The sequence below is a fragment of the Hyphomicrobium sp. genome (genome assembly GCF_019744875.1).
GTDB lineage: Bacteria > Pseudomonadota > Alphaproteobacteria > Rhizobiales > Hyphomicrobiaceae > Hyphomicrobium_C.
This window is the reverse complement of record NZ_JAIETU010000006.1, coordinates 204,265-216,060: the sequence shown is the minus strand read 5'-3', so window position 1 is coordinate 216,060 and position 11,796 is coordinate 204,265. Positions and strand designations below refer to the sequence as shown.

Sequence of the window (11,796 nt, the reverse complement as noted above, 5' to 3'; positions counted from 1 at the left end):
CATTGCGGACAACGGTCGCGAGCGAGTATCCGGTTCATATGGGCGCCTCCGCCCGCCCTCGAACACGATCAGCAGATACGCGAAGGAGTTTTCTTGTTCTGGTGGAAAAAACGGAACGAAGGCTTCGAGTGGCGCGACTACGTGCGCACGACGATCCTTGTGCGCCGCGAGCATCGCCGCCAGCGCCTGAAGGACGTCCAGGGCGCCGCCGCGGCAAACGTCAAGAAGGCCGGCAAGCGCAGCGTCGAGGCCAGTGTCTCGGGAAGCCGTAAGGCGGCAAGCGCCGTCTGGCAGCATGGCCGTTCGGCAGCCGGAACGCTGGCGGCCTGGGGCGGCCGTGCCGGCCACGGCGCAGCCTCCGGCGCGGCCAGCGCCGCACGCTGGACGGCGGCCGCGACAGGCGCACTCGCCGAGCGCGCGGGAAGCCTGGGCCAGCGCGCCGGCCAACCGCTCGCACCCCTACTCGACCCACTCTTTTCGTTCCTTGGCCAGCCCCGAGCCAGGATGGCGCTCGCCGCCGTCGCTCTTCTCACCGGCCTCGGCGCGGCCTATCGCACGTGGAGCTTCGGCTTCGACGCGGACGCAACCCTTGCGGCCGTCGTTTCGGCCGTAACCGCCACGCTTCTCCTGATTGCCGTGCTCCGCGATCCCCGCCGCGCGCCGACGTTGCGCGACCGCGACAGCCTGCTGACCCGTCTCGGCGCAAAAAGCCGCGACGCGCTCGCGAGCCGGCCGGAGATTCTGAGACCGAATGCGCGCGTCGTTGTGGCTTCTGTCGCCGCTCTCTGCGCCGCAGCCGGCATTTGGTACGTCCTGCCCCTGTCGTCGGCCCGTTGGTCGCCGTCGGCAACCACCAGCGCGCTTCCCGACGTCGATCCCTCAAAACTGGAAGGCCGGGCCGTTGCCGTCACCGGCGACAGGTTGCGCATTGCCGGCAGCCTCCTCACCCTCGACGGCATCGAAGCACCCGAGCCCGCCCAGCAATGCACGCGCAAGAGCGGATCATGGCGTTGCGGCGCCGCCTCGAAGGACACGCTCGCGGCCCTGGTCCGCAACCGCCGCGTCTCGTGCGATGTGCTCGATGACTCCGCCACGGGTAAACGCGCGCGCTGCTACGTCGAAGGCAACGACGTAGCCGAAGAGCTGGTCAGGAAGGGCAGCGTTTTTTCGAGCGGGGGATTTCTGAGCCGCTATTCGGGCATCGAGAGCGAGGCCCAGGACCAGAAGATCGGCCTCTGGTCCGGCGACGCAGACCGGCCCCAGGACTATCGCGACAAGCGATGGGAGGCGGCCAAGAAATCCGCGCCCGACGGCTGCCCCATCAAGGGCCGCATTCGCTCTGGCGCACGCACGTACGTTCTGCCGTGGGCGTCGGGCTACGATGGCATCAAGCTCAAGGCCTCACGCGGCGAGCGCTGGTTCTGCAGCGAGCAGGAAGCCGAGGAAGCCGGCTGGAGCCGCGATTCAACGTCATGACGTCGTGCCGTTGAAGCCGTGTCATTGACGAGGCAGCGCGCCCATCCCGAGGCTCAGGACAGGGATTTAATCAGCATGCGCATTATGAAGTTTCGCGCCCTGAAAATGGGAAGCCCGCGACCGGGGGGAGGTCGCGGGCTGAAGAACTGTGACGCCCCTAGGGGGGATAGGTGGGACGGCGTCACGTTCGCAGGTTTGATTTCACTCCAACGCACGGCAATTTGCAAGCGAAGCCTTGGCGGCTTACGAGATGTGCTTAAGATTTAGACTAACAAATATGAAGAACTATAAGTTGGCAGCGTAAGAAGTCGTTCAGTACTTGCAGCCGCCCAGCGGCGCTCCGCAACTTCAGGGTGCTTTGATCATCTTTGCAGGGTTCAAAATACCCAGCGGATCCAAGGCCTTCTTGATGGCGGCCATCGCCGCGACGGCGCCCGGGCCGAACTCCCGCTCCAGGTAGGCCATCTTTCCCTGCCCCACGCCGTGCTCCCCGGTCGAGGTGCCGCCCATCGCCAGCGCGCGGTCGACAAGGCGGTCGAACGCCCCCCTCACCCGGCCCAGCGCCTCGGGATCTGTCGCATCCACGACGGGGATGACGTGGAAATTCCCGTCCCCCACGTGGCCCACGACCGGCGCGATCAGGCCCGCGGCCTCGAAATCTGCCACCGTTTCCGTCACGCATTCGGCCAGCCGCGAGATCGGCACGCAGACATCGCTCGCGCTCAGCGTCTTTCCCGGCCACATCGCCTGCACGGCCCAATAGGCATCGTGGCGCGCCCGCCAGAGCCTCGCGCGATCCGCCTCGTCCTTGGCCCAGTCGAACCGCAGCGCGCCATGCCGAAGCGCGATCTCGCGGAAGGCCTCGAGCTGCTCGTCGGCCGCCGCGTCGCCACCCGAGATTTCGACGAACAGATGCGGCGCTTCATCCATCGCGAGCTTCGAATAGGCGTTGATGGCGCGCATCTGCAGCGCATCGAGCAGTTCCACACGCGCCAGCATCAGGCCGGTTTCGTTGGCCTCTATGACGGCTTCGCACGCCCCGGCCAGCGAAGAGAACGGACACGCCGCCGCGATGATGCGCGCCGGGATCGGATGCAGCTTGAGCGTGAGCTCCGTGATCAGCCCGAGCGTCCCCTCCGACCCGACGATGAGGCGCGTCAGGTCGAGCCCCGCCGCAGACTTCCGCGCCCGGCCGCCCGTCGAGATGACGTCGCCGTTGGCCATGACGGCCTTCAGCGAAACAACGGTCTCGCGCATGGTGCCGTAGCGCATGGCGTTGGTGCCCGACGCGCGCGTCGCGGCCATTCCGCCGAGCGTCGCGCCGGCCGCACCGGGATCGACGGAAAAGAACAGGCCGAGATCGCGGATGTACGCGTTCAGCATCGGCCGCGTCACGCCGGGTTCGACCGTGCAATCGAGATCGCGTGGCTCGACGGCCAGGATGCGGGTCATGCGCGAAAAATCGACGGAGATGCCGCCGAGCGGAGCATTCACCTGTCCCTCGAGCGACGTGCCCGCCCCGAACGGCACGAGTGGCACGCCATGGCGCCGCGCCACGGCAACGATCCCAACGACGTCCTCGGTCGAGAGCGGCCACACCACCGCGTCCGGCAACTCCGCTGCGTGCCAGCTCACCGTATTGGCATGCTGTGCGCGGATGGCCTCCCCGGTAGCGACGCGGTCGCCCAGGAGAGCCCTCAAATCGCTGAGGGCGGACGTTAGGTCTCGGGATTGGGACATGGGCGCTCGCGGCAAACGTCTCGCGTAAAACTGGTCCGCCGACAATGTGGCGGCCAGCGCACCCCGCGCAAGATGTATCGCGCGCCGCGCAAGCCGTTTCAGTCGTCATTCACCTGGGATATGACTTCAATCCGGAATTGGGTCTCATAAGCGAGATTGGTCTCACAGGCGGGAGCGTCGAATGTCGCGCAAGTTGGGTCTGGCGGTGGCGATCCTCGGGATCGCTGGCCTTCTCGGGATGGCCGGCGCGCTATCGGCAGCACGCGCCGAAGGCGTGCTGGTTGTCATCGGCAAGGGCGAGATCGACCTCGCAGGCAGCGGCCACTCCATCGATGTCAGCCAGGCGAAGGGTGCGTTTCGCGGCATCCGCGTCCGCGCCAGGTCCGGGCCAGTCGCCATCGAGCGCATGCAGATCGTGTATGCCGGTGGCGCAATCTTCAAAGAGCGCAATCCGGTCTCGCTTAAGAAGGGCGAGCAGAGCGCGCCCATTAACGAGACGCCCGCCGACAGCTTCATCGACAGCATCGACATCGTCGCCGGCAAGGGACAGGGCCGCGTGGCCGTCGACATCCTCGGCATCCAGACGGAGGACGGCGCCCAGCGCAAACGCGGCACGCCCGTAGCGAACGCGACACCGCCGCCGCGCCCAGAGGCACCTGTCCCAGCACCAGCGCCATCACCTGCTCCTGCGCCCGCAACGGCCCCCGCACCGGAAGCCCCGCGCGAAACGAGCACGCAGGCCACCGCGCCCGATCCCAACGACGTCATGTTCGGCTATCAGAGCGTCGGCTTCGGCATCGACCGCGACGTCATCAAGATCGGCCGCGACATCGGCAAGTTCAATCGCATCCGCCTCAGGGTGCTGGGCAGCGACGTGCACGTCAACGCGCTGAAGGTGTCGTTCGAGGACGGCAGCTCGCAACAGTTCGACATCGACGCCGACATCAAGGAAAACACGCATTCCAACTGGCTGCCCATCGACGGCAACCGCTTCATCCGCGACATCGAGCTGACGTATCGCGCCCATCCCGGCAATCACACCAAGGCGCGCGTCGAAGTGACGGGCGAGTACGCGAGAGACTGGCTCGGCCTACATGGCGAAGGCCGCTCGTTCCATCAGGGCTGGGTGCTGCTCGGCGCGCAAACGGCAGGCTTCACCGGGTTCGATCGCGACATCATTTCCGTGGGCGAAAACGAAGGCGGCTTCTCGCGCCTGCGCATCGAAGCCCTCGACCGCGCCATCACGCTCAAGGAAATCCGCGTCAGGTTCGCGGGCGGCCCCGACGAGGTGTTCGAAATTTCCGAGCGCGTCGATCCCGGCAAAGCCTATGGTCCCATTGAGCTCAAAGCCGGAAACCTGTCGATCAAATCCATCGAAGCGCACTACCGCTCGCGGTTCGATCTCGGCAAGGGATTGAAAAGCGCGCTCGACGGTCGACCCGCCGTGGTCCAGATCTGGGGACAGCACTGACGTGGGCGCAGGCGGCGCGCTTCGGAGTGCCCTCTCCGCAATCGGCATCCTGCTGTGTGCCGCGGGCTCCGGCTTCGCGGCGTCAGCCGCGCTCGAAATCCTGGGCCAGGTCCGCACCAACAACCGCACCGACCTCGTGGTCTTCACGATCGCGCCAACGCAGGCCCATGCGTCCGCCCTTCGCATCCGTTCCGGAAGCCTCGCCATCACCCTCGCCGCGGTCGAGATCGAGTTCACGGACGGCACGCATCACCGGGTTATGACGCAGGAAAGCCTCGCCCCAGGCCACCAGAGTGCCGCCATTGCGATCGACCCGGGCCGGGCCATCGCGCGCGTGCTCGTGAGTAAGAAGCCCGGCCTGCGCGACGGCGAAACGATGCTCCAGCTTCAGGGCGCGGTGGAACAGCGCAATCCGCGATAAAGCGCAGCAGAATTGGGCCGTTGCGCCCCCGGGGCTCCTCTTCCGATGGCGGCGCGGGGCGGCTACTCTAGGGCCTGCAAGCGAGTCGCGGATTGCGACCGCTCCCTCACCCAAACCCAGGTTCACCTCCGCGATGGCCATTCGCCAGCTCAGCGCCGAAACCATCAACCGCATCGCCGCCGGCGAGGTGGTGGAGCGGCCGGCCAGCGTCGTCAAGGAGCTGGTCGAGAACGCGCTCGATGCCGGCGCACGCGAAATCGAGATCGTAACGGCGGCGGGCGGCCTCTCCCTCATCCGCGTCACCGACGACGGCATCGGCATGCACGCCGACGACCTTTCGCTGTGCGTCGAGCGCCACGCCACCTCGAAGCTCGACAGCGACGACCTGTTGGCAATCCGCACGCTGGGCTTTCGCGGCGAGGCGTTGCCGTCGATCGGCGCCATCGCCCACCTCTCGATTGCGTCCCGCCCACGCGGCGCGCGCGACGCCCTGGAAATCATCGTCGACCGCGGCGCTAAGCAGCCCATCAAGCCCGCGGCCCTCAATCCCGGCACCCGCATCGAGGTGCGCGAGCTGTTCTCAGCCACCCCCGCCCGCCTCAAGTTCCTGAAGTCCGAGCGCTCGGAAAACCTCGCCGTTTCCGAAACCGTCAAGCGGCTCGCCATGGCGCACCCCGCCGTCGGCTTTTCGCTCACCATGGGGGAGCGTGTCGGCCTGCGCCTGCCTCAGACTTCGGACACGGCCGACGGCATGCTGCAGCGGCTCGGGCGCATCATGGGCGCAGAGTTCCTGCGCGACGCCGTACCTGTATCCGGAGAGCGCGACGGCATTTCCGTGCGCGGTTTCGCGGGCCTCCCCACGCTGCACCGCCCGGACGCCGCCCTGCAGTTCCTGTTCGTCAACGGCCGCCCCGTCCGTGACAAGCTCGTGCTTGGCGCAGTCCGCGCCGCCTACGGTGACCTAGTGCCGCGCGGACGGCATCCCCTTCTGGCGCTGTTCGTCGAGGTCGACCCGTCCGAGGTCGACGTCAACGTCCATCCCGCCAAGGTCGAAGTCCGCTTCCAGAACAGCGCCACCGTGCGCAGCCTGCTCATCGGCGCGCTGCGGCATGCCATCGAAGCGGCAGGCTTCCGCGCCAGTGCGCAGGGCGGCGCCCGCACCCTCGAAACACTGGCCAGCAGCGCAAGCGCGCGCCAGCCCGCTCCGTATCCGACGCCCCGCCCATGGTCTCCAGCGCCGGCCGGCCTGGCCGAACCGCATCAGGCCCCGCTCGACGGCCTGGACACGCCAACGGCCAACTCCGGCGCCCACGATGACGACGAGCCGGCCTCGCCGAGCCCGACACACTTCCCGCTCGGCGCGGCCCGCGCCCAACTGCACGAAACCTACATCGTCGCCCAGACGGAAACGTCCGTCGTCATCGTCGACCAGCACGCCGCCCACGAGCGCCTCGTCTACGAACGCCTGAAGCGCATGCTGGCAAACGGCGGCATCGCGCGCCAGGGCCTGCTTATTCCGGCCGTCATCGAGGTGGGCGAGGACGAAGCCCTGGCGCTCGACGAAAAGGCCGGCGAACTGGCCGAGCTTGGAGTTGTATTGGAGCGCTTCGGGCCGGGCGCCGTCGCCGTGCGCGAGGTCCCGGCGCTGCTCGGCACCACCTCCGTCGACGGCCTCGTTAAGGATCTGGCCGCCGACCTGATGGCGGAGGGCACCGCCACGCCCCTGCGCGACCGCCTCGAAGCGGTCGCCTCGCGCATGGCCTGTCATGGCAGCGTCCGGGCCGGCCGCCGCCTGACGGCCGCGGAGATGAACGCCCTGCTTCGGGACATGGAAGCGACGCCCTTTTCCGGCCAATGCAATCACGGCCGGCCGACCTACGTCGAGCTCAAGCTTGGCGACATCGAGCGCCTGTTCGGCCGCAAGTAGACCCCGGAAAATCAAGCTCCGATTGCCCGTGATGCACAGGTTTCGCCGGCTGGCCCGAACCGCCCACTTCTCATTTCTGTGTGTTGCCGCGATGCCCCTGCTGGCCCAGGGCTCGGCTGCTATAAGCGCATCGCGTGACTCGCGAATTCGGACGAGTCGCGCGCGGCTTGTGCAGCAATATTTACGTTTAGGATTTAGGAGATCGACGCGATGGTTCTCAAGTCCCCAGGCATCCTGACCTACATGCTCTCGGTGATCCTCACGGTGCTGGCCCTGGTCAGCGTGATGTTCAGTGCGTCAATTCCGTACATTTCAGGTCAAGAATTTTGGGTTATTCTGGTTGCGCAGCTCGTGCTCATCTTCGGATGCGTCATGCGCGGCCTTTAACGGGGCCGCCCGAAGCGTATCGAAAATGGCAGGATTGCGTCGTTCAAACGCTGGGCCTTGTCTGCTGTGCGCTTCTGACGCGCGTCGTTCGGTGCGCTGGATTCGATAGGCTGACATGCGCAAGTTAACGGTCATGATGATACGCAAGATGCAGCATGGACAATTCGCCGATCGCGCTCGCAAATGCGCCCGTGAGATCGGCCTTGCCGTCGCCCTCACGCTCGCAGGCGTGACGTTTCTGATTGCCGCGTTCCATCGCAGCAGCGCTGAGACCGCGTCGATCCAGGCCCCGCAGGCCGGTATCCAGAACCAAGCCAACTAAGCGCTTTCCCGCCGACAGGGCCTGGCCATATGGCGAGGCCCTGAAGGGCAATGAGCGCGGAGCCCTTAAAAAGTAATGAGGGCGAGCCCTGAACGGTAAAGCGCCGTTCACCATGAACTCATGCCCCTGCCCGGCCCGCCACCCCTGATACGCTGGCCCTTCCCCGGCAAACGGCATTTGCCGGGCTTGGCGGCCCCCAGGCGGCGAGCCCGGGTCGGCATCGGCCACCCCCCGCCGCCCTCACGCAGCTCCTTGGCCCAGCGCCTCGGCCTTCACCAAACCTCGCACGGAATTCCCAACGAACACGGCGTCCGCGCCCGCGAGGTCGTCGAGTGTCAGCACGGCCTCGTGCGCCCGGCCCTGGGCGATCAGCTCGGCGCGAAGCACGCCCGGCAGCAATCCAGACGACAGCGGCGGGGTCAGCAGCCGCCCGTTCTTTTCGATGAACACGTTGGTCCGGCTTCCCTCCGCCACCTCGCCCCGCTCGTTGAGATAGAGAACCTCGTCGGAGCCCTGGGTGTCCGCATAGTGCTGCCACTCGCGATCGTAGAGTTCGCGGCGCGTGGTCTTGTGGAACAGGAACGCGTTCGTGCTGTCGAGGCGCGTATCGGAAATCACATAGCGCATCACGGCTTCGGGGCGTTGCGGCGCCTGTTCGGTTACGGAGATGCTGAGGGTGCCGTCCTCGGCCAGAAGCAGGCGCACCCGGAGGCGCTCGCCCTGCCGGCCAGCCACCGCCGCCGCGAGAGCGTCCCGCGCCGCCCCCTCATCGAACGCATAGCCGAAGTAGGCCGCCGACGCGGTAAGCCGCTTGAGATGGCCCTCCAGCAGCCAGTATCCGGTGCCCGCGTCATGCAGGATCGTTTCGATCAGCTCGAAACGCTTCGGCGGGTCGGTCAGGAACTTCATCTTGAGCAGGCACTCGGCGTACTCCTTGGCGCCGACCGAGTCGTACACGACGCCTGAACCGATCCCCATTTCGCCGCGCCCGTCGCGAAACACGACCGGCGTGCGGATCGCGACGTTGAACAGCGCCTCGCCCGTGGGCGTGATGTGCCCGATCGCCCCGCAATAGACGCCGCGCGGCTCCGTTTCATAGTCGCGGATCAGCTCCATGGCCCGGATCTTGGGCGCGCCGATCACCGACCCCGGCGGGAAAATGGCGCGGATCAGATCGGCGAGGCCGAGCCCATCCTTCAAGGTCGCGGTCACGCCCGAGGTCATCTGGTGCAACGTCCGGAACGTCTCGACCGTGAAGAGATCTGTGACGTTGACGCTGCCGACCTCCGCAATGCGCCCCAGGTCGTTGCGCATCAGGTCCACGATCATCAGGTTTTCGGCACGCTGCTTGATGTCGCTCGACAGCACGCGGCGCTGATCGGCGTCCGCCTCCGGCGTGCCCGCGCGCGGCGCGGTGCCCTTCATCGGCCGTGTCGAAACGACAGGCCCGTGCTTTTCGATGAACAGCTCCGGGCTGGCCGACAGCACCGTCACGTCGCCCGTGTCGACGATCCCGGCATAGGCGACGCGCTGGCGCTGGCGCATGTCGCGATAGAACGTCAGCGGCGATCCTTCGAGGCGGAAGCGCGCCTTGAACGTCAGGTTGAGCTGATAAATGTCGCCGGCGCGGATCTTGTCCTGCACGGCCGAAAACTTCTGCTCATACTCGGTCTGGTCCCAGGCCCGCGTCACGGACGTGAATTGGTAGGATCCGCTGCGGGTGTGCGTGGCCAGCCAGTGGTCGACCTCCGCCTCCTTCATGACGCGGGGGCTCTTGTAGAGACCAAACCACAGCAACGGGACGTTCCGGCCCTCCGGCATCAGCTCCATCAGCTTGGGCTCGAGCACATAGCCGAGCTCATAGGCAAAAAAGCCCGCCGCATGCAGGCCGGCGTCGGCGGCGGCTTCGAGCCGCGCCAGGGCCGCCGGCACCTCCTCGGGCGTCCAGGCCGAAACGATCTCGGTCGGATGCGTGAACAGCAGGGAGGGCGCTCCCCGGCCGGAGCTGTTGTCCAGGAGAACGAATGTCTCTTCAAGTGACGCACCGGCAGGTCTTTCACCGGTGGTATCGGCCCGAAGGCGATCGGCAGGTGCCATTGCGTGCGAAGTCTCGTTTCGAATTCTTGTGGGCCAAATCGGGCCGACGAGCGCGCCCGAAGCCGAGCTTACACCAAAGTTCAGGGCTGGTGGCACATCCCGGGTTAAAACCGCACAGGACGAGAGACAAGAGTGACGCGGGCTTAGGACTTCACAAACCGGAAAATCATGCTATAGACCACGCCAAGCCGCCTCCGGGGCGGCATCGAACGGGCCTGATCCTCGGTTGAGGATCGCGCGGCCCTCAAGATCAAGCCGTTGGCCGGATCGTTCGAGACGTGACAAGGGCTTCCCTCGCGGAAAGCCGTGTCGCGTCAGTATGTGTCGGTATCGCGGGATGGAGCAGCCCGGTAGCTCGTCAGGCTCATAACCTGAAGGTCGTAGGTTCAAATCCTACTCCCGCAACCAACACCATCGCCTTCCGCACGTGATGCGAAGGCCGCAGCCGGAAAATCTCTCCGAACCGGTCTCTCGAAGCCAATCTCTGAAAATTCCTATGCGCGGCCCACGGCATCAGGCCCGCCGCCCTGTTGTGCGTGAAGCAGTCGCCGCCCCGCGACGGCATCCCCGGCCACGCCCCGCAAAAAATGCGGACCCGGTGGAACCGAACCGCGACTTCGGTGTTGAGCAAAGCTAGTCACGCGCGAGCGCCACGGTTGCTCATCCGAACGGACATCCAGCCGGTCGACCGCCTGTGACGGGGGACGCTTGTGCCAATCGTCGCGTTCGCCGCGCCCGCCCGGGCGTGCGGCTCACGAGGCTGCATGCTCGAATTCTGTCTGCTCCATCGCCGCGTGTAGGCCTCTCAAGCTTTCCGCGCGCGCAATGTCGATCGAGGTGGAAGCGAAAGGTGGCGATGCCGGATAGCCCGATCCCGCACGATCTGCAGACTTTCATCGTTCGGCACATCGACTCGATCGCTCAAATTGAGGCCCTGCTGCTCCTGCGCCGTCATGTCTCCGAAACCCGGCCCGAAGTCCGAAACCAAACTTGGGATGTCGCGTCCATATCGCGGCGCCTTTACATCTCCGAGCAGGAGACGCTCGAAATCCTCGAGAACCTATGCGCCGACGGACTTCTCACGTGCGGCGACGGCACCTACCGCTTTTCCTGCCCACCCGAAACGGAACGCATGGTGGAACGCCTCGCCGAGACCTATGCGGAAAATCTGATCGCGGTCACGAACATCATTCACGGCAAGCCGCGCCGAATTCGCGAGTTCGCCAACGCGTTCAAGCTGAGAAAGGACCGGGGATGATCGTTGCCACGATTTACACCCTGTGTGCCCTGACGGCGCTTCTCTGCACCGTGCTGTTGCTCCAGGCCTATCGCGCGGGCGGCTATCGCCTGCTGCTCTGGAGCGGCCTGTGCTTTGCGGGATTGACGCTCAACAACGCGCTCCTCGTGCTCGACAAGGTCGTCTTTCCCGATGTCGATTTCTCCTATTGGCGCACGTCCACCGCGCTCGTCGCGATGATGATCCTCCTCTACGGCTTGGTATGGGACACGGAATGAACGATCCGGTCGATTCAGTCCTGCTCGGCGCGGTGGCGATGGCATCCTTTCTGGCCGCGCTCTTCTTCCTGCGTTTCTGGCGCCAGACACACGACGTGTTCTTCCTCTTCTTCGCCATCGCGTTCGGCGTCGACTCCATTGGCCGCTTCATCCTGGGATTGACGCAGGTCTCGAAAGAGCACGAGCCGTTCTACTACCTGATGCGCCTCCTCACCTTCTGCCTCATCATTTGCGCAATCGTTCTCAAGAACAGACCCAGCCGACGAAAATAGCGCCTGCTTAATACCCGGGACGAGCACTAGCCCGCCCCCGCGAGACCTTTGCACTGACCAACCGACCTGTATGTCGTCCGGAGCATCAAATGAACGATCTCGTAGTGGATACGCCCGTTTCCCCGGATGAGCTGCCGGACGCCTCGCTCCCGAACGGCAAGGGCGGCG

General features: G+C 65.8%; 11 protein-coding genes and 1 tRNA gene. 10 read left to right on the top strand and 2 right to left on the bottom strand.

The features are described 5' to 3' along the window. Nucleotides 1-93 precede the first annotated feature (93 nt). Nucleotides 94-1,476: a thermonuclease family protein gene (locus K2Y42_RS16160; RefSeq protein WP_291154340.1), complete on the top strand. Its 1,383-nt coding sequence runs from the start codon at nucleotides 94-96 to the stop codon at nucleotides 1,474-1,476. Nucleotides 1,477-1,824: 348 nt separating this feature from the next. Here K2Y42_RS16160 and K2Y42_RS16155 read toward each other — a convergent pair whose 3' ends face one another. After that, nucleotides 1,825-3,216: an FAD-linked oxidase C-terminal domain-containing protein gene (locus K2Y42_RS16155; protein WP_291154338.1), complete on the bottom strand. Its 1,392-nt coding sequence runs from the start codon at nucleotides 3,214-3,216 to the stop codon at nucleotides 1,825-1,827. A gap of 181 nt (nucleotides 3,217-3,397) precedes the next feature. On the opposite strand from K2Y42_RS16155, the gene K2Y42_RS16150 reads away from it, so the two are divergent. The 5 genes from K2Y42_RS16150 (at nucleotide 3,398) to K2Y42_RS16130 (ending at nucleotide 7,744) form a co-directional block, all read left to right on the top strand. Then, nucleotides 3,398-4,687 carry a DUF2541 domain-containing protein gene (locus K2Y42_RS16150; RefSeq protein WP_291154337.1) on the top strand — a complete coding sequence of 430 codons (1,290 nt, stop codon included), beginning with the start codon at nucleotides 3,398-3,400 and terminating at the stop codon, nucleotides 4,685-4,687. 1 nt (nucleotide 4,688) lies between these two features. Then, nucleotides 4,689-5,108: a hypothetical protein gene (locus K2Y42_RS16145; protein WP_291154336.1), complete on the top strand. Its 420-nt coding sequence runs from the start codon at nucleotides 4,689-4,691 to the stop codon at nucleotides 5,106-5,108. 133 nt (nucleotides 5,109-5,241) lie between these two features. Then, nucleotides 5,242-7,035, top strand: a complete 1,794-nt coding sequence (mutL, locus tag K2Y42_RS16140; RefSeq protein WP_291154335.1) for a DNA mismatch repair endonuclease MutL — start codon at nucleotides 5,242-5,244, stop codon at nucleotides 7,033-7,035. A 210-nt stretch (nucleotides 7,036-7,245) separates the two neighbouring features. Then, nucleotides 7,246-7,422: a hypothetical protein gene (locus K2Y42_RS16135; protein ID WP_291154334.1), complete on the top strand. Its 177-nt coding sequence runs from the start codon at nucleotides 7,246-7,248 to the stop codon at nucleotides 7,420-7,422. A 115-nt stretch (nucleotides 7,423-7,537) separates the two neighbouring features. Beyond that, the gene (locus K2Y42_RS16130) at nucleotides 7,538-7,744 is read left to right on the top strand and encodes a hypothetical protein (RefSeq protein WP_291154332.1); all 207 of its coding nucleotides are present in this window, start codon (nucleotides 7,538-7,540) and stop codon (nucleotides 7,742-7,744) included. Between the two features lie 240 nt (nucleotides 7,745-7,984). Here the strand turns inward: K2Y42_RS16130 and pabB are convergent, their stop codons facing one another. After that, complete coding sequence (pabB, locus tag K2Y42_RS16125) at nucleotides 7,985-9,841, bottom strand: aminodeoxychorismate synthase component I (protein WP_291154331.1); 1,857 nt, start codon at nucleotides 9,839-9,841, stop codon at nucleotides 7,985-7,987. Between the two features lie 331 nt (nucleotides 9,842-10,172). Here pabB and K2Y42_RS16120 point away from each other — a divergent pair. From K2Y42_RS16120 to K2Y42_RS16105, 4 genes are all read left to right on the top strand, one after another. Next, nucleotides 10,173-10,249, top strand: a tRNA-Met gene (locus K2Y42_RS16120). Nucleotides 10,250-10,691: 442 nt separating this feature from the next. Further along, entirely contained in the window at nucleotides 10,692-11,099 is a 408-nt protein-coding gene (locus K2Y42_RS16115) for a hypothetical protein (protein WP_291154328.1), read from the top strand. Continuing rightward, on the top strand, nucleotides 11,096-11,356 hold the full coding sequence (locus K2Y42_RS16110) for a DUF5985 family protein (RefSeq protein ID WP_291154324.1): 261 nt from the start codon (nucleotides 11,096-11,098) through the stop codon (nucleotides 11,354-11,356). The genes K2Y42_RS16115 and K2Y42_RS16110 overlap by 4 nt, the downstream gene beginning before the upstream one ends. Beyond that, a complete protein-coding gene (locus K2Y42_RS16105) occupies nucleotides 11,353-11,628 on the top strand; it encodes a DUF5985 family protein (protein WP_291154322.1) in 276 nt (91 codons plus the stop codon). The genes K2Y42_RS16110 and K2Y42_RS16105 overlap by 4 nt, the downstream gene beginning before the upstream one ends. Nucleotides 11,629-11,796 lie beyond the last annotated feature (168 nt).